Source organism: Pseudonocardia bannensis (assembly GCF_012911875.1).
GTDB lineage: Bacteria > Actinomycetota > Actinomycetes > Mycobacteriales > Pseudonocardiaceae > Pseudonocardia > Pseudonocardia bannensis.
Window position 1 is genome coordinate 21,081 of the sequence record NZ_JAAXKZ010000025.1, and the last position, 17,487, is coordinate 38,567.

Below are 17,487 nucleotides of genomic sequence, written 5' to 3' on the forward strand. Positions count from 1 at the left end.
GGGCACGGCCGTACCGGCTGGCACCGGTGTCGGCGAAACAGTGGGCCGCCGAACCTTTGCGCTGCTCAGCGGCCCGCTGGGGTGTCTAGACCGCAGCCGGTACCGCGGGCCTGTCGACCCGCAGGATGTGCGCGACCGCATTCCACGGCTCGAGGCGGACGTAGTTCCGCTCGCCCCAGTGGAACGTCGCACCGCTGACCTCGTCGTGGACCTCCACCGGGTCGCCCCAGTTCAGTCCGAGCGCGGGCAGGTCGAGCGAGACCATGCCCTCCGCCGCGTTGTACGAGTCCAGCGTGACGACCACGAGAACCGTGTCGCCCGTGGCCGGGTCGGTTCGTGAGTACGCCATGAGGTTGTCGTTGTCGACGTGATGGAAATGGATGTCGCGCAGCTGTTGCAGCGCCGGGTGCGAACGCCGGATCTCGTTGAGCCGGGTGATCCACGGCTCCAGCGATTCGCCCCGGTTCAGGGCCGCGTGGAAGTCACGCGGACGCAACTCGTACTTCTCGGAATCCCGGTACTCCTCGCTGCCCGGCTTCACCGGCTCCCACTCGAACAGCTCGAATCCGGAGTAGACACCCCAGGTCGGTGACATCGTGGCCGCCAACGTAGCCCGGATGGCGAACATTCCGGGGCCGCCGGTCTGCAGCGACTCGTGGAGGATGTCCGGAGTGTTGACGAACAGGTTGGGCCGGGCCTCGTCGGCGCGCTGGGCGTGCATCAGCGCGAACTCGGTCAGCTCCTCCTTCGTCGTCCGCCAGGTGAAGTAGGTGTAGGACTGGGTGAATCCGAGGCGGGCGAGCCCGAACAGCCGCGCCGGGCGGGTGAACGCCTCCGCCAGGAACAGCACGTCGGGGTAGCGGGCCTTGACCTGCCAGATCAGCCAGTGCCAGAAGTTCGGCGGCTTGGTGTGCGGGTTGTCGACCCGGAAGATGCGCACCCCGTGCTCGACCCAGTGCAGCACCACGCGCAGCACCTCGGCGTACAGGCCGGCCGGGTCGTTGTCGAAGTTGATCGGGTAGATGTCCTGGTACTTCTTCGGCGGGTTCTCCGCGTACGCGATCGTCCCGTCGGGGCGCACGGTGAACCACTCCGGATGCTCGGCGACCCACGGGTGGTCGGGCGCGCACTGCAGCGCCAGGTCCAGCGCAATCTCCATGCCCAGGTCCTGGGCCCGGGCCACGAACGCGTCGAAGTCCTCGAGGGTGCCCAGCTCCGGGTCGATGGCGTCGTGCCCGCCGTCGGCCGAGCCGATCGCCCACGGCGACCCGACGTCACCGGGCTCGGCGTGCACGGAGTTGTTACGGCCCTTGCGGTGCACCGTGCCGACCGGGTGGATCGGCGGCAGGTAGACCACGTCGAAGCCCATCGCCGCGATCCGGTCGAGCTCCTTGGCGGCGGTCACGAACGAACCGTGCACGGCCCGGCCGGTCTCGTCCCGGCCGCCGGTCGAGCGCGGGAAGAACTCGTACCAGGAGCCGTAGAGGGCGCGGGGCCGGTCGACGTAGACCTGGTAGGCGCGGCCGCGGGTGACCAGCTCCCGCACCGGGCGCTCGGTCATGATCGCGTCGACGGCGGGGAACAATGCCGGGGCGACCCGGGCGTGCAGGGGCAGGGCCGGATCGCGCAGCGCATTGGCGGCGCCGAAGAGCAGGTCGCGGTTGGCGCTCTCGGCCGGGCGCCGGCCGACCCGCTGCAGCAGCCGGGCGCCGGTCTCCAGGTCGTTGGCGAGTTCCTCGGCGCTCTGCCCGGCGTCGAGCTTGGCCTGCACGGCGTGGCGCCAGGTGGCCCACGGGTCGCTCCAGGCGTCGACGCGGTAGGTCCACAGGCCCGGTTCGTCGGGGGTGACGGTGGCCACGAACCGATCGGTGCCGACACCATCGGGGACCATCCGCACGTGCTCGCCGGCCCCCCGGCTGCCGAGCTTCTTCCAGACCACATTGGCCGCGACGGCATCGTGCCCTTCGCGCCACACGGTGGCCCGGATCGGGACCACCTCGCCGACTACGGCTTTACTGGGATGACGACCGTTTCCGACTACCGGGCTCACATCATCGATTCCGAGCCGACCGGTCATCGGCGCCACCCCCACTGCCCGCCCGTCGCCTGAGTCACAACGGTACCTACCCGATTCATCCCTGCTCATAACGGGTGCCGCGTTCCACGACACGTTTACGTGCAGTTCATCGATCGGTACCAACCGTTCGTCGTTCAGCAGCCGCTGAGGCGCCTTTCGACGTCTTCGAGCGGTGGACCGATCCCACCCGATCGTGCTCCAACTCGCACGTCGGCTTCCGCACTCCGGAAGTGGAACGCCGAAATGGCAGCGGGAATTCCCGGGCCCGGCTCCGCCGGCCGCCCGGCGACGAGAGGTGCGCCTCGGATGCGCCGCGTACCAGCCGGTCCGGCACCGGCGGGCCCCGGACCGGGCCTGACGGCCGGGACTGAAACGATCTCGGCACCGATTCACGTACGCTGCTTCCGCGTGAGAGCCCTGCGCCGCTTCACCGTCCGCGCCCAGCTTCCGGAGCAGCTCGCCCCGCTGCACGCGCTGGCCACCAACCTGCGCTGGAGCTGGCATCCGCCGACCCAGGACCTGTTCGCCCGTCTCGACCCCGACGCCTGGGAACGCTCCGGCCACGACCCCGTCCGGTTGCTGGGGGAGATCTCCAGCGCGCGGCTGGCCGAGCTCGCCGCCGACGCCGAGACCGTCGTGACGATCCGCGAGCTGGCCGACGACCTCGCCGCCTACCTCAGTGAGCCCCGCTGGTACCAGGGCGAGCGGGAGGACGACCCGTCGCTGCCCGCCGCGGTCGGCTACTTCTCCATGGAGTTCGGCGTCAGCGAGGTGCTGCCGAACTACTCCGGCGGCCTGGGCGTGCTCGCGGGGGACCACCTCAAGGCCGCGTCGGACCTCGGCGTCCCGTTGATCGGCGTCGGGCTGCTGTACCGCTCCGGCTACTTCCGGCAGTCGCTGTCGCTGGACGGCTGGCAGCTCGAGCACTACCCGGTCCTCGACCCGCAGGGGCTCCCGCTGCAGCTGCTCACCGACCGGTCCGGGGCGCCCGTGCTGGTCGAGGTCAGCATGCCCGAGGGCCGCACGCTCAAGGCCCGGGTCTGGCAGGCCGCCGTCGGCCGCGTCCCGCTGCTGCTGCTCGACTCCGACATCGAGGACAACGACCCCGACCTGCGCGGCGTCACCGACCGGCTCTACGGCGGCGACCAGGACCACCGGATCAAGCAGGAGATCCTCGTCGGTATCGGCGGGGTGCGCGCGGTGCGCGCGTTCTGCGCGGCCACCGGGCACCCGGAGCCGGAGGTCTTCCACACCAACGAGGGCCACGCCGGCTTCCTCTCGCTGGAGCGCATCCGGGAGCTGTCCGCCGCCGAGGGCCTGAGCTTCGACGAGGCGGTCACCGCGGTGCGCGCCGGCACGGTGTTCACCACGCACACGCCGGTGCCCGCCGGCATCGACCGGTTCCCGGTGGACCTGGTGCGGCACCACTTCTCCGACCGCCTCGTGCCCGGGGTGCCGATGGACCGGGTGCTGGCGCTCGGCGCCGAGGAGAACCCGAACACGTTCAACATGGCGCACATGGGGCTGCGGCTGGCCCAGCGGGCCAACGGGGTGTCGAAGCTGCACGGCGCGGTGTCGCGCGGCATGTTCGGCGGGCTGTGGAGCGGGTTCGACGCCGACGAGGTGCCGATCGGCTCGGTCACCAACGGCGTGCACGGCCACACCTGGGAGGCGCGTGAGGTCACCGAGCTGCTCGGTGACCCGACCCCGGGCCGCTCGGGGGCGCCGGCCACCGAGCCGGTGTCGGACGCGACGCTGTGGGCGCTGCGCGGTGCGCTGCGGTCCCGGCTCGTCGACGAGGTCCGCCGCCGGGTGCGCGCGGCGTGGCTGGAGCGGGGGGCGTCCGCCCCGGAGCTGGGCTGGACCGACCACGTCTTCGACCCCGAGGTGCTCACCGTCGGGTTCGCCCGGCGGGTGCCCACCTACAAGCGGCTCACCCTCATGCTGCGCGACCCCGACCGGCTGCGGGACCTGCTGCTCGACCCGCACCGTCCGGTGCAGCTGATCGTCGCGGGCAAGTCGCACCCGGCCGACGACGGCGGCAAGGCGCTGATCCAGCAGATCGTGCGGTTCGCCGACGACCCGGCGGTCCGGCACCGGATCGTGTTCCTGCCCGACTACGACATGTCGATGGCCCGGTACCTGTACTGGGGCTGCGACGTCTGGCTGAACAACCCGCTGCGCCCGCTCGAGGCGTGCGGCACGTCGGGCATGAAGTCGGCGCTCAACGGCGGGCTGAACCTGTCGATCCGCGACGGCTGGTGGGACGAGCTGTACGACGGCGCCAATGGCTGGGCGATCCCGACGGCCGACGGCATCGACGACCCGACCCGGCGCGACGACCTCGAGGCGAATGCGCTCTACGAACTGCTCGCCACCCAGGTCGCGCCCGCGTTCTACGAGCGCGACGGCGGCGTGCCGACCCGCTGGGTCGAACTGGTCCGGCACACGCTGGACACGCTGCGCCCGCAGGTGCAGGCGACCCGGATGGTGCGCGAGTACGTCCAGGACTGGTACGTCCCGGCCGCCCGCGCGGCCGCGGAGATCGTCACGGACGACTTCGCCGCGGCGAAGGAGCTCGCGAGCTACCGGGCGCGGCTCAACACCGCCTGGCCGCTGGTCAAGGTGGGCGGGGTGGACGCCTCCGGGCTGCCCGACACCCCGGTGGTGGGCGCGCCGATGACGGTGCGCGCGGCGGTCGACCTGGCCGGGCTGGATCCGGCCGACGTGTGCGTGGAGGTCGTGGTCGGGCGGGTGGACGACAGTGACGAGCTCGACGACTCGGTCAGCGCGCCGATGAAGCACGTCGGCACGAGCGACGGCCGGGACCGCTTCGAGGCGATCGTGCCGCTGCCGCACGCGGGCCTGACCGGGTACACGGTGCGGGTTCTGCCGGCGCACCCGCTGCTGGCCACGCACGGCCGGGTCGTCGGTCCGGGATGACCGGCTGTGGACGGACCGGCCGGGGCCGTCAGCCGCAGCAGCCGCCACCGCAGCAGCCGCCACCGGCCGGGGCGGCGGCGCGGGGAGCACTGCGCGAGCCGGCGCCGGCGATCGCCACCGTGCTGAGCAGCTTGACGGTGTCGTTGTGCCCGGTGGGGCAGGGTGCCGGGTCACCGGAGGCGCTCATCGGGCGGTTGACCTCGAAGGTCGTCGAGCATTCCCGGCAGCGGAACTCATAGCGAGGCACGCACCGCAGCGTACCGGCCTTCCACCCGGTCGTGAGTGGATGACGCCGTTCCGACGGCGTTGTGCACTCACGGGCGGCAAAGCCCCAGGAAGAGCACCGAGTGCGGGGGCAGGGTGATCGTGCTGCCGCCGGGCAGTGCGCGGGTCGAGACGGGCTTCCCGTCGCCGACGCTCGTGTCCAGCACCGGCCGGAACCGCCCGTCGGGCGGCAGCGTGTACGGCGTCGCGGTGTCGCCGGCGTGCAGCAGCAGCAACCCGTCGTTGACCAGCAGCCCTACCGTGCGGGCACCGCCGTCGTGCCAGTCGCCGTTGTCCATCAGCCGCCCCGACGGGTGCCACCAGGACGCCTCGGTGTCGGCGAAGAACCGGTCGCGGTGCAGGTCGGGGTAGGAGCGGCGCAGCTCCGCCACGCGCGCGGTGAACGCGGTCAGCTCGGCCCCCTCGGGGGAGTCCGACCAGTCCACCCACGAGGTCTCGTCGTCGAGGCAGTAGGCGTTGTTGTTGCCGCCCTGGGTGCGCCACCGCTCGTCGCCCGCGACGAGCATCGGGGTGCCGGTGGACAGCAGCAGGGTCGCCAGTATCGCCCGGGCCGTCGCCAGCCGCCGCGCCCTGATCACCGGTGAGCTCGTCTCGCCCTCGGCCCCGAAGTTCTGGGAGCGGTTGTCGTCGGTGCCGTCCCGGTTGTTCTCGCCGTTGGCCTCGTTGTGCTTGCCCTGGTAGGAGACGAGGTCGCGCAGGGTGAACCCGTCGTGGGCGGTGACGAAGTTGATCGACGCCCACGGTCGGCGGCCGGACAGCGCGTAGATGTCGGAGCTGCCCGTCACCCGGGACGCCAGTTCGCCGATCCGGCCGTGCCCGCGCCAGAAGTCGCGCACCGCGTCGCGGTAGCGGCCGTTCCACTCCGACCACGCGACGCCGAACCCGCCGACCCGGTACCCCTCGCCGGTCGCGTCCCACGGCTCGGCGATCAGCTTGACCGTCGACAGCACCGGATCGACGGCGATCGCCGTGAGCAGTGAGGCGTTCGGGTCGAACGCCCCGGAACGCGGACGGCCGAGCACGCTGGCCAGGTCGATCCGGAAGCCGTCCACCCCGAACGCGGTCACCCAGTGCCGCAGCGCGTCGCAGACCAGCCGGATCACGGTCGGGGAGCCGGAGTCGAGGGTGTTGCCGCAGCCGGTGATGTCGGCGTCGTGCCCGCTGCCGCCCAACGAGTAGTACGACCGCGCGTCGAGGCCGCGGTAGGACAGCGTGGTCCCGCCGACCCCGCCCTCCGCGGTGTGGTTGGGAACCATGTCGAGGATGACCTCGATGCCGGCGGCGTGCAGGGCGTCGACCATGGTCCGGAACTCGGTCAGCTCCGCCCCCGGGACGCTCGCGTAGCCGGCGTGCGGAGCCAGGAACCCGAGCGTCGAGTAGCCCCAGTAGTTCGTGGCACCCCGTTCGAGCAGCGACGGCTCGTCGGCGATGGAAGCCACCGGGAGCAGTTCGACCGCGGTGACCCCGATCCGGCGCAGGTGCTCGATGACCGCGGGATGGGCCAGCCCGAGGTAGGTGCCGCGGTGCTGCGGCGGCACCTCCGGATGCAGCTTGGTGTAGCCACGGACGTGCAGTTCCTGGATCACCGTCTCCGACCACGGCACGTCCGGACGGGCGCCGGGTGGCACGGCGAGCGGGGCCGTCACCACCGACAGCGGCACCGACCCCAGCGAGTCGACCGTGCTGGGCGGTCCGGTCATCGGGTCGTCGCACCAGCCGCGGGCGGCTGCGAGATCGGTGACCCGCCCGGTGATCTGCCGCGCGTGCGGGTCGACGAGGATCTTGGCGGGGTTGGTGCGCACCCCGTCCCACGGCCGGTACGGCCCGTGCACCCGGTAGCCGTAGCGCTGGCCGGCCCGTACACCCGCAACCGTGCCGTGCCACACCCCGAAGGTGTGCTCGGTCAGTTCGACGCGGCGCTCGGTCAGATCACCGTCCGGACCGTCCACGAGGCACACCTCGACAGCGTCCGCGCTGGTCGAGGCGACGGCGAAGCGGACCCCGTCGGCGTCGACATGGGCACCCAACGGGAAGACCGGCACGATCGGCCAGGATAGAGCTCGTGGCCTCGACCGGATCGCTCCCTGAGTCCATCGTCACCGACCCGTCGGGAGGCGGTGCCGAACCCGATCTCACCGACCTCGTCGTCCACATGGACGGCGTCGCGGTGCGCCGTGGCGCCACGAGCCTGCTCGCCGACGTCCACTGGGCCGTCGAGCTGGACGAGCGCTGGGTCGTCCTCGGCCCGAACGGCGCAGGCAAGTCGACGCTGCTGCGGCTCGCCGCCGCCGAGTTGCACCCGTCCGCGGGCGCGGTGCACGTGCTCGGCGAGCGGCTGGGCCGGGTGAACGTGTTCGAGCTGCGCACCCGGATCGGGCTGTCGTCGGCGAACCTGGGTCTGCGTGTCCCCGGCGACGAGACCGTCAGCGATGTCGTCGTCAGCGCCGGCTACGGGGTGCTGGGCCGCTGGCGGGAGCGCTACGACGAGACCGACACCGGCCGCGCCCGCTACCTGCTGGCCGCGCTGGGCGTCGAGCGGCTCGCCGACCGGGAGTTCCGCACCCTGTCCGAGGGCGAGCGCAAACGGACCCTCATCGCCCGCGCGCTGATGACCGACCCCGAGCTGCTGCTGCTCGACGAGCCCGCGGCCGGGCTCGACCTGGGCGGGCGCGAGGACCTGGTCGGCCGGCTCTCCGCGCTCGCGCTGGACGCGAGTGCGCCCGCCTCGGTGCTGGTCACCCACCACGTCGAGGAGATCCCACCCGGCTACACCCACGGGCTGTTGCTGCGCGAGGGCCGGGTGGTCGCCGCCGGGCTGCTCGATGACGTGCTGACCGACGAGAACCTGAGCACCACCTTCGGTCTGCCGCTGGCCGTGCAGCGCCGCCGCGGCCGCTACACCGCCTGGCTCCGCTGACCACGCACCCGGCGCCCCACGAACGGCACCTTCGTTCGAACCTGTTGATCGAACCTGTTGATCGAAAGTGCCGTTCGTGACAACACGGCGGGCGGGGTGGGGACGTTAGGGTCCATGGCGTGACTGAGTTCGTGAGCCTCGAGGTCGACAACGGTGTGGGCACGATCCGGCTGAACCGGCCGCCGATGAACGCGCTGAACCGCCAGGTGCAGGAGGAGTTGCTCACCTGCGCCGACGAGGCGACGCGGCGCGACGACGTCCGCGCCGTGATCGTCTACGGCGGCGAGAAGGTGTTCGCCGCCGGCGCGGACGTCAAGGAGATGGCCACCATGTCGTACTCCGACATGGCCCCGGTCGCGCGGCGGCTCTCCGCCGGGCTCGGTGCGGTCGCCTCGATCCCGAAGCCGACGATCGCCGCCGTCACCGGCTACGCCCTGGGTGGCGGCCTGGAGGTCGCGCTGAGCTGCGACCGGCGCATCGTCGGTGACAACGCCAAGCTCGGCGTCCCGGAGATCCTGCTCGGCGTGATCCCCGGTGGCGGCGGCACCCAGCGGCTGGCCCGGCTGATCGGCCCGTCCCGGGCGAAGGACATGGTCTACACCGGCCGGTTCGTCGGCGCCGAGGAGGCCCTGGCCATCGGGCTCGTCGACGAGGTCGTCGCGCCCGACGAGGTGTACGACCGCGCGGTGGCCTACGCCTCCCAGTTCGCCAACGGCCCGGCCCTGGCCTACGCCGCCGCCAAACGGGCCATCGACGGCGGTCTGGACACCGACCTGCGCACCGGGCTCGACATCGAGTCCGACGGGTTCGCGGGGCTCTTCGCGAGCGAGGACCGCACCATCGGCATGGAGTCCTTCGTCGAGAACGGCCCGGGCAAGGCGAAGTTCATCGGCCGCTGAGGCGGTCCGGCCCCGCCCTCGGGCGGTCGGATGCCGGTGTCGGGCCCGGGCCTCGGCCGTGCCGGGCCCGCCCCGGCATGCCGCGACGGCTGGCTACCCTTCCTACTCATGAGTACGGACCCGGCGCCCAACCCGCATGCCACCGCCGAGCAGGTCGAGGCAGCCCGGCACGACCCGAAGCTGGCCAACGTCCTCTACCACGACTGGGAGGCCGGCTCCTACGACGACAAGTGGTCGATCTCGTACGACGAGCGCTGCGTCTCCTACGCGGCCGACCGCTTCCGGCTCGTCGCGGGGGACACCGGCTGGCCGTACGAGCGGGCGCTGGAGCTGGGCTGCGGCACGGGGTTCTTCCTGCTCAACCTCATGCAGGCCGGGGCGGCGACGAAGGGCTCGGTGACCGACCTGTCGCCGGGGATGGTGCAGGCCGCACTGCGCAACGCGAAGGGCCTCGGGCTCGATGTCGACGGCCGGGTCGCGGACGCCGAGCGCATCCCGTACGACGACGACTCCTTCGACCTGGTCGTCGGACACGCCGTGCTGCACCACATCCCCGACGTCGAGGGCGCGCTGCGCGAGGTGCTGCGGGTGCTCGAGCCGGGCGGCCGGTTCGTCTTCGCCGGTGAGCCCACCATGATCGGCGACTTCTACGCCCGCCGCCTCGGTGCGCTGACCTGGAAAGCCACCACGACGATCACCAAGCTGCCTGCGCTGCAGGGCTGGCGGCGCCCGCAGACCGAGCTCGACGAGTCGTCGCGGGCGGCGGCGCTCGAGGCGCTCGTCGACATCCACACCTTCGACCCGGCGGACCTGGAGGCGATGGCCCGCCGTGCGGGGGCGCCGGACGCGCGGGTGGCCACCGAGGAGTTCGCCGCTGCCATGCTGGGCTGGCCGGTGCGCACGTTCGAGGCCGCGGTCCCCCCGGGCAAGCTCGGGATGGGCTGGGCGATGTTCGCCTACCGAAGCTGGCAGCGGCTGTCCTGGCTCGACCAGAACCTGCTGTCCCGGGTGGTGCCGCGGGCCTGGTTCTACAACGCTCTGATCACGGGAACGAAGCCGGTTCGGTAGTCCTACTGATCCGACGGCGCCCGGCCGGCCGCACGATGGCGTAGTGACAGGCACACTGTCCGACATGGACCGCCCGCTCGAACCCCTCTGGCGCGGGCTGCTGGTCTATCGCGTGCTGACGCTGATCAGCGTCTCGGTGCTCGCGCTCTTCCGGCTCGATGAGTACGCGGCACCGGCCGGTGCGCTCACCGTGATGGCGGTGATGGCGGTGTGGACGGCCGTCACGGCCTACGGCTACCTCGGCGGACCGCCCGACCGCCGCGGGCGACTGGCCGTCGCCGATCTCGTCGTCACCACCGGTGTCATGGCCACCACCCCGTTCGTCCTGACCCCGGCCCAGCTGGACGCCGGCATCCCCGGCATGGGCTCGATCTGGACCCCGGGCGCGGCCCTGGCGTCCGCGATCGCCTTCGGCCTCCGCGGCGGCGTGGCCGGGGCGCTGGTGATCTCCGCGGCGCTGCTGCTGTCGAAGGGACGCATCGGGACGGCCGAGCTGGGCGACGTCCAGCTGCTGGTGCTGGCCGGACTCACGATCGGCTTCGCCTCCACCGTGCTGCGACGCTGGGCCGAGCGGGTACGGCTGGCGGTGGCGGCAGAGGCCGCGGCGGCGGAGCGGGAGCGGCTGGCCCGCTCGATCCACGACGGCGTGCTGCAGGTGCTCTCCCACGTCCGGCGCCGCGGGGCGGAGCTGGGTGGTGGCGCCGCCGAGCTCGGGGTGCTGGCCGGGGAACAGGAGGTCGCCCTGCGCACCCTGTTGACCGGCGGGTCCGCCGCCGTCGACGGCGCGGGCCGCAGGGATCTGGCGGCGGCACTGCGGGCGCTCACGTCGTCGCAGGTCACGGTGTCCGCGCCCGCCCATCCGCTCGAGCTGCCCGCGGCGACCGTCGACGAGCTGGTCGCGGTGGTGCGCGCCGCGCTGGCCAACACCGCCGCGCACGTCGGTCCGGACGCCCCGGCCTGGGTGTTCGTCGAGGAGGGCGACGACACCGTGGAGATCAGCGTCCGCGACGACGGGCCGGGCATCCCGGACGGCCGCCTCGCGGAAGCCGAGCAGCAGGGACGGCTGGGGGTCGCCCGCTCGATGCGCGGCCGGGTGCACGATCTGGGTGGCACGATCGACTGCGACACCGGGCCCGGCCGGGGTACCGAGTGGATCATCCGGGTACCGACGGCGGGGGTGCGCACATGATCGAGCAGACGCCGGTGACCGTGATGGTCGTCGACGACCACCCGATCTGGCGCGAAGGCGTGGCCCGCGACCTCACCGAGCGTGGCTGCCGCGTGGTCGCCACCGCCCCGGACGCCGACGCCGCGATCCGGATCGCCCCCGCCGCGAATCCCCGCGTGGTGCTCATGGATCTCAACCTCGGTGCCACCTCGGGCGTGGCCGCGATCGCCGGGATCCTGGAGAAGCTGCCCGACACGAAGGTGCTGGTGCTCTCGGCCAGCGGAGAGCACGCCGACGTGCTGGACGCGGTCAAGGCGGGGGCGAGCGGCTACCTGGTGAAGTCCGCGAGCGCCGAGGAACTCCTCGACGCCGTGCACCGCACCGCTGACGGCTTCCCCGTCTTCACCCCAGGGCTGGCCGGGCTGGTGCTGGGGGAGTACCGCCGGCTGGCGGGGGAGCCGTCGCATCGGGACTCCCCGGCCGTGCCCGCACTCACCGAACGGGAGACCGAGGTTCTCCGGCTGGTGGCCAAGGGGATGACCGCCAAACAGATCGGGGAGCGGCTGGTGCTGTCGCACCGGACCGTGGAGAGCCACGTGCAGAACACGCTGCGCAAGCTGCAGTTGCACAACCGCTCGCAACTGGTCCGCTTCGCGATCGAGCAGGGGATCGCCGGCGCCGAATGAGGCTCCGGGAGGGTGGCCCGCGAAGGGCGAGGGGCTCTCATCATCACTCACAGTGTGCGAATGCTGACTTTCTGATGAGCAGAGAGGGTCTATCGAGACGGCGACCGAGTGAAGTCGGTGACTGAACGTTCAACACTGGGACGTGATCGTCGTCACTAGATATGGTGACGAGCATGGTCGTCGTCGGGCAGGAAGCGCCTCGGTGGGCCCCGTCCTTCGCCACGGTCCGCCGGGGCTACGACCCCGCGCAGGTCACCGCGCATCTACGCCAGATCGAGCTCGAGTTCGAGATCCTGGTCGCTGATCGAGACGCTGCGCTGGGGCAGGCCGCCCAGTTCCTCCGCGAGCTCGACGCAGCACGTCGGGAGATCGAGCGACTGCGCTTCCAGGTCCCGCGTCTGAGCCTTCCCCCCGAGAGCGTCGAGAGCATGAGCGAGCGGCTGCAGTTGATGCAGCGGCTTGCCCGCGACGAGTTCGGCACGATGCAGGCGGAAGCCGCCGCGTACACCGCCGAGATCATCGCCGAGGCCCGGGAAAGGGCCCGCCAGGACGCCGCCCCGGCAGAGCGGGAAGCCGGCAGTGCGCCCGGAACCGCCACCGGGACGCCGACCGCCGCTGCCGAGATGCCGACCGTCGCGGCCGCAGAGGTGTCGGCCGGCGCCGCCGGAACGCAGACGACCGCCGGCGGCGCCGGGACGCCGGCGACAGCCACCGCCACCGGGACCTCGACCGCTGCCGGGACCTCGACGGCTGCCGGGACCTCGACCGCCACCGTGACACCGACCGCCACGGCGACACCGACCACTCCCGGGTCGCCGAGGGCGGCCGGCGCCGCCGGGGGGCCGACGACCGGCACAGCCGAGGCGCGCACGGCTGCAGCGGCGCCGCCGATGGCTGCCGACGCGGCCTCGGCAGCCGAAGCCCAGCTGCATCCCGGCCGCGAGGACGACTCCGGGCCCGATGAGGATTCGTCGGCCGAGCCTCAGGCCGGTGAGGGTGGGTCTCATCAGGGCGTTGCGGAAGCCGAACGGACGGTGCGCCGGCTGCGCCGGGAAGCCGCCCGGGAACGGGCTCGGCTGCACGAAGTGGCGGTCGCCAAGCGGGCCGCGGCGGACGAGGAGTTCCGCACGACACTCGCTCTGCGGTGCCGCGAGGTGCTGGTGCAGCTGACCGCTCTGCAGGCCGAGAACCTGCGCACCGCGCAACGCCTGATCGCCGAGGCCAACGACGCCGCACGCCGCGTCGTCGAGGAGGCCCAGCGGCAGGTCGACGAGCTGCACTCGGTGCGGGCTCAGCTCGTCCAGCAGCTCACCCGCAGCCGGATGATGATCGACCGGACACTGCCCGAGCTGGTCATACCGGCACCGCGCGACAAGCATTAGACCGGCGGCCCGGGCCGCGACCTCCCCCGTCCAGGTGGTAGCCGCGCAACCGCGTCCCGGCGGTGATCATCGATGGGAGACTGCCCCTCGGGTGCCGGCACGGGCCGGCCGCGGGCGGTACCAGGAGGTCGCCGGAATGGGCGGGCCGGAGCGGATCGGATCAGGGCCGGCCGCGGTCGTGGTGGGCCCCGGGGCGGGCGGCGGCGACGGTCGGGGCGCCGACGCGGCGCTCCTGGTCGCGGCGGGGATCGACGTGGTCGGCACCGCCGTCGACGTGGACGAGGCGGTGACGTTGATCGTGGCCCGTCGGCCGCAGGTCGCCGTGGTCGATGTGGCAGGCCCGGACGCCGCGCCGCTCGTCGACGCGATCGTCTCGGCTGCCCCCGAGATCCCGGTGCTGGTCCTGGTGACGGGTGAGGACCACGGGGGCGTGCTGGCCGCGGTGCGGGCCGGGGCCGCCGGTGTGCTGGTCCACGACGGCGCCGGGGCCGCGCTCGCCGCGGCGGTGCGCCGCACCGCCGCGGGGGAGGCGGTGTTCAGTCCGGGCCTGGCCGAGGTGATCCTGGAGGAGTACGGCCGAGCGGGAGTGCAGGCAGGAACGACTCCGCGGCTCACCGAGCGGGAGGCCGATGTGCTGCGCCTGGTCGTGGCGGGGCTGACGGCACGCCAGATCGCGGTCCGGCTCGTGCTCTCGCCACGCACGGTGGAGAACCACATCCAGCGCACGCTGCGGAAGTTCCGGCTCCACGGGCGTGCGGCACTCGTCCGCTACGCGATCGAACACGGACTGGCCTGAGCTCCTGAGCGGCGATCGCCGCTCACGGCGGCGTCAGCCGAAGGAGACCAGGCGGCGCAGCACCTCGGCCAGGACCGCCTCGGTGTCGGCGTCCAGTGCGACGTGCACGGGCGGGCCCTGCGCCTCGGGGCGGCGGTCCGCGACCGTGGCGCCGCGGGCCGGGCCGAGGTCGCAGGCCACCTGGATCGGCAGCGCCGTGGTGCGCAGCGTCCCGGGCAGGATCGCCTCGAGCACCGCGAGAGCATCGTGCAGGGCCACCGCATCGATGCCGTAGCGCTCGAGGAACGCCTCGCGGTAGAGCGCGATCACGCCGGCCAGGGCGGCGCAGCGCGGCCCGCCGGCGATGAGCTTGGAGATCCAGGCGCCGTCGGCCAGGCAGCGCATCGTGATGTCCAGCGGCACCATGGTGACGGGCACCTCGAACTGGTTCAGCACCCGGTGCGCGGCCTCGGGATCGGCGTACACGTTGAACTCGGCCACGCCCCGGGTGTTGCCCGCCCCCAGCGAACCGGCCATCGCCACGATTCGGTCGATCTTGGTCACGAGGTCGGGATGCGCGCCCAGCAGCAGCGCGCTGTGGGTCAGCGGCCCGATCGAGACGATGGTGACCGGCTCGGTCGCCTCCCGGAGCACGTCGGCCATCAGCGCGACGGCGAACCTGGGGTCCGCCGCGATCGGCTCCGGGAACTCGGCCGCGCGGCCGCCCAGCCCGTCGGCCCCGTGCCACTGCGGCGCCCGCTCCTCCTGCAGGTGCACCAGCGGCCGGGCCGCCCCTGCGGCCACGGGGATGTCGGTCCGGCCGGCCAGCGCGAGGACGCGACGGGCGTTGGCGAAGGTCTTCTCGACGCCGACGTTGCCGAACGGCACCGTCACCGCACGCACGTCGACCTCGGGACTCTGCAACGCCAGCACCAGCGCTACGGCGTCGTCCACCCCGGTGTCGGTGTCGATGATCAGCGGGATGGGCACGGCGGGGCTCCCGTCGGTCGGTGAGGCGGGGATGCGGATCAGATCACGGTGTCGGTGGCCTCCCGATCGGCGAGGCGCGGTGGCGCCGACGATAGCTCGGCGGCGTCAGCGACAGCTCGATCGGGTTGCGGGTAAGCGACACCGTACTGCCGTCCTCCCGCGGGATGTCGATCACGGGTCGCAACCCGAGCTCGGTGGCCGGCCGGAAGGCGCCCGCCACGTCGTTGACGACCCCGGCAGGCACCCGCGCCGCGGTCAGGTCCGCCGCCCACCGCGGCCGGCCGGGCCGCGAGCAACCGTTCGAGCTCGGTCCGCAGCTCCGCCCGGTGGCCCGCCCGGCCGGTGTTGGTGGGCCCCGCCGGAGCGGCCGATGATCGGCTACAACCGGGTCGTCGCGACGCCGGACGCCACCGTCATCGCCGGCGCGGAGGACGACCCGTTGCTGGTGGTCGGGGAGTTCGGGGCCGGTCGTGCGGTAGCGTTCACATCCGATCTGTACCGCACTGGTCGCCGCCGGAGTTCGTCGGATGGGCGCATTACCGGGAACTGTGGGCGTCCATCCTCTCGTGGGCGGCCAACGCCCGCCCCTAGGGAGGTCGTCGCCATGACGGCGCGCCGTCGGCCCACCATGAAGGACGTCGCGGAGCACGCCCGCGTCTCGGTCAGCACGGTCAGCTACGTGCTGAACGACAGCGGCCCGGTCGCGCCCGAGCGGCGCAACCGGGTGCTCGACGCCGTCAGGGTGCTCGAGTACTCGCCCAACGAGTCGGCGCGCAGCCTCAAGCGCCGCTCGGCGTCGACGATCGGGCTGGTGGTCCCCGAGCTGACCAACCAGTTCTTCGCGACGGTGGCCGAGGGCGTGCAGAAGGCGGCGTCGGCGCGCGACGTGCTCGTGGTGCTCTGCGTGCCCGACGCGACCGGCCAGCCCGAGGAGAGCCACGCGAAACTGCTGCGCGGCCAGCGTCTGGACGGGGTGGTCTTCCTGTCGGGCACCGGGACGCTGCCGGCCTCGATCCTCGAGCTGTCCCGGTTCGGTCCGGTCGTGCTCGTCGACGAGCAGATCCCGGGGTTCGACCTGCCCGCGGTGGCGTGCGATTCGCGCCGGGGTGCTCGGGAGGTTGCTCGTCACGTGCTCGACCAGGGCCACCGGCGGATCGCGGTGATCAGCGGCCCGTCGGCGCTGTGGACGGCGCAGCAACGTCTGGCGGGCTACCGCGAGGCGGTGGCGGGCGCCGGGATGGATCCCGACGAGGTGCCGATCCTGGTCGGGGACTACCGCCAGGCCTCGGGTACGGCGCTGGCCGATCAAGCGCTCTCGAGGCCGGTGGCGCAGCGGCCGACGGCGCTGCTGTGCGCCAACGACCTGATGGCCATCGGCGCATTGGAGTACTGCAAGTCAGCGGGGATCCGGGTACCGGAGGACGTGAGCATCGTCGGCTTCGACGATCTCCCGCTCTCCTCGCTGATCACGCCGCGACTCACCACGGTGCGTCAGCCGGCGCACGACATGGGCTACAAGGCGGTGACGGCGTTGTTCGATCTGCTGGAGAACAAGGAAAGCGAGTTGCTCGGGTTGCTGCCCACCACCGTGCAGTTGCGCGACTCGGTGGCCCCGCCGCCGGCGGGGTCGCCGTGAGCGGCGCGGAGGGTGGCCAGGCCGGCGACACCGTCGTCGTGGTCGGCGCGATCAACGTCGACTTCGTGGTCCCCACGGACCGCCTCCCCGGGCCGGGGGAGACGGTCGTGGATGCCGGACTGGTGCGCCACGGTGGCGGCAAGGGTGCCAACGCCGCGGCCGACGGGACGGACCGTCGGCCGCGCCGGCGGCGCTGCCCGTGCCCGACACGGTGCTCGACCGCGCGCCGCCTCACGGTTCGGACCGGTGCCCGGGCGTCGTGACGCCGGGTGGGGACGGGGTGCTCATGACGACCACTGACGGGCAGGCCGCCCACGTGCCGCCCGGGAAGACGACGGTGCGCGACACGACCGGGGCCGGTGACACCTTCAACGGGGCCCTCGCGGCCCGCCTGGCAGCCGGGGACGATCTCGCCGGCGCCGTCCGTATCGCAACCGTTGCGGCCTCGCTGTCGGTGCCCCAGATCGGCGCGCGCGCCGGGCTGCCCTCCGTCGCGGCGATCGACGCCGCCCTACAGGACTGACCGACCGACTGCTTCGACACGTCGCAGCGGAGCGCATCGCCGGCGACGCCATAATGGCTTACACCCCTTCGACTTGCGATTCCGGCCGTAAGCGTTCCGTGTGTCCGGAGATGAAGCACGACGTTCACCCGGGTGGGC

At 72.7% G+C, this 17,487-nt stretch carries 15 protein-coding genes and 1 pseudogene; 12 read left to right on the forward strand and 4 right to left on the reverse strand.

Annotation, left to right across the window (positions count from 1 at the left end; translation table 11 throughout):
• Nucleotides 1–85: 85 nt before the first annotated feature.
• Nucleotides 86–2,077 (reverse strand): alpha-1,4-glucan--maltose-1-phosphate maltosyltransferase, encoded by a 1,992-nt coding sequence (locus HF519_RS09530; protein ID WP_169412281.1) that lies wholly within the window; start codon nucleotides 2,075–2,077, stop codon nucleotides 86–88.
• Nucleotides 2,078–2,485: 408 nt separating this feature from the next.
• Between HF519_RS09530 and glgP the strand changes: the two genes are divergently transcribed.
• Nucleotides 2,486–5,020: an alpha-glucan family phosphorylase gene (gene glgP / locus HF519_RS09535; RefSeq protein WP_169412283.1), complete on the forward strand. Its 2,535-nt coding sequence runs from the start codon at nucleotides 2,486–2,488 to the stop codon at nucleotides 5,018–5,020.
• Between the two features lie 28 nt (nucleotides 5,021–5,048).
• Here glgP and HF519_RS09540 read toward each other — a convergent pair whose 3' ends face one another.
• Together HF519_RS09540 and glgX are read right to left on the reverse strand one after the other, a co-directional pair.
• Complete coding sequence (locus HF519_RS09540; protein WP_169412285.1) at nucleotides 5,049–5,267, reverse strand: FmdB family zinc ribbon protein; 219 nt, start codon at nucleotides 5,265–5,267, stop codon at nucleotides 5,049–5,051.
• Between the two features lie 67 nt (nucleotides 5,268–5,334).
• Nucleotides 5,335–7,347: a glycogen debranching protein GlgX gene (gene glgX, locus HF519_RS09545; RefSeq protein ID WP_312860013.1), complete on the reverse strand. Its 2,013-nt coding sequence runs from the start codon at nucleotides 7,345–7,347 to the stop codon at nucleotides 5,335–5,337.
• 110 nt (nucleotides 7,348–7,457) lie between these two features.
• On the opposite strand from glgX, the gene HF519_RS09550 reads away from it, so the two are divergent.
• The 7 genes from HF519_RS09550 (at nucleotide 7,458) to HF519_RS09580 (ending at nucleotide 14,221) form a co-directional block, all read left to right on the forward strand.
• Nucleotides 7,458–8,222 (forward strand): ABC transporter ATP-binding protein, encoded by a 765-nt coding sequence (locus tag HF519_RS09550; protein ID WP_169412323.1) that lies wholly within the window; start codon nucleotides 7,458–7,460, stop codon nucleotides 8,220–8,222.
• A gap of 119 nt (nucleotides 8,223–8,341) precedes the next feature.
• Nucleotides 8,342–9,121 carry an enoyl-CoA hydratase/isomerase family protein gene (locus HF519_RS09555; protein ID WP_169412287.1) on the forward strand — a complete coding sequence of 260 codons (780 nt, stop codon included), beginning with the start codon at nucleotides 8,342–8,344 and terminating at the stop codon, nucleotides 9,119–9,121.
• A 108-nt stretch (nucleotides 9,122–9,229) separates the two neighbouring features.
• Nucleotides 9,230–10,189 carry a class I SAM-dependent methyltransferase gene (locus tag HF519_RS09560; RefSeq protein ID WP_169412289.1) on the forward strand — a complete coding sequence of 320 codons (960 nt, stop codon included), beginning with the start codon at nucleotides 9,230–9,232 and terminating at the stop codon, nucleotides 10,187–10,189.
• 43 nt (nucleotides 10,190–10,232) lie between these two features.
• Nucleotides 10,233–11,378 (forward strand): MacS family sensor histidine kinase, encoded by a 1,146-nt coding sequence (macS, locus tag HF519_RS09565; protein ID WP_312860014.1) that lies wholly within the window; start codon nucleotides 10,233–10,235, stop codon nucleotides 11,376–11,378.
• A complete protein-coding gene (locus tag HF519_RS09570) occupies nucleotides 11,375–12,043 on the forward strand; it encodes a response regulator (RefSeq protein ID WP_169412291.1) in 669 nt (222 codons plus the stop codon). The genes macS and HF519_RS09570 overlap by 4 nt, the downstream gene beginning before the upstream one ends.
• Before the next feature lie 173 nt (nucleotides 12,044–12,216).
• A complete protein-coding gene (locus HF519_RS09575) occupies nucleotides 12,217–13,425 on the forward strand; it encodes a DivIVA domain-containing protein (RefSeq protein ID WP_169412292.1) in 1,209 nt (402 codons plus the stop codon).
• A 136-nt stretch (nucleotides 13,426–13,561) separates the two neighbouring features.
• On the forward strand, nucleotides 13,562–14,221 hold the full coding sequence (locus tag HF519_RS09580) for a response regulator transcription factor (RefSeq protein ID WP_169412294.1): 660 nt from the start codon (nucleotides 13,562–13,564) through the stop codon (nucleotides 14,219–14,221).
• 33 nt (nucleotides 14,222–14,254) lie between these two features.
• On the opposite strand, the gene HF519_RS09585 is transcribed toward HF519_RS09580, so the two are convergent.
• Entirely contained in the window at nucleotides 14,255–15,190 is a 936-nt protein-coding gene (locus HF519_RS09585) for a nucleoside hydrolase (protein WP_169412296.1), read from the reverse strand.
• A 370-nt stretch (nucleotides 15,191–15,560) separates the two neighbouring features.
• On the opposite strand from HF519_RS09585, the pseudogene HF519_RS33250 reads away from it, so the two are divergent.
• From HF519_RS33250 to HF519_RS31170, 4 genes and pseudogenes are all read left to right on the forward strand, one after another.
• Nucleotides 15,561–15,626 (forward strand): annotated as a pseudogene (locus tag HF519_RS33250) (hypothetical protein); the annotation flags it as partial.
• A 168-nt stretch (nucleotides 15,627–15,794) separates the two neighbouring features.
• Nucleotides 15,795–16,826 (forward strand): LacI family DNA-binding transcriptional regulator, encoded by a 1,032-nt coding sequence (locus tag HF519_RS09595; RefSeq protein ID WP_246242945.1) that lies wholly within the window; start codon nucleotides 15,795–15,797, stop codon nucleotides 16,824–16,826.
• Complete coding sequence (locus HF519_RS31165; protein ID WP_246242946.1) at nucleotides 16,823–17,089, forward strand: hypothetical protein; 267 nt, start codon at nucleotides 16,823–16,825, stop codon at nucleotides 17,087–17,089. Before HF519_RS09595 ends, HF519_RS31165 begins: the two co-directional genes overlap by 4 nt.
• Before the next feature lie 23 nt (nucleotides 17,090–17,112).
• The gene (locus tag HF519_RS31170; protein ID WP_246242952.1) at nucleotides 17,113–17,349 is read left to right on the forward strand and encodes a PfkB family carbohydrate kinase; all 237 of its coding nucleotides are present in this window, start codon (nucleotides 17,113–17,115) and stop codon (nucleotides 17,347–17,349) included.
• Nucleotides 17,350–17,487 lie beyond the last annotated feature (138 nt).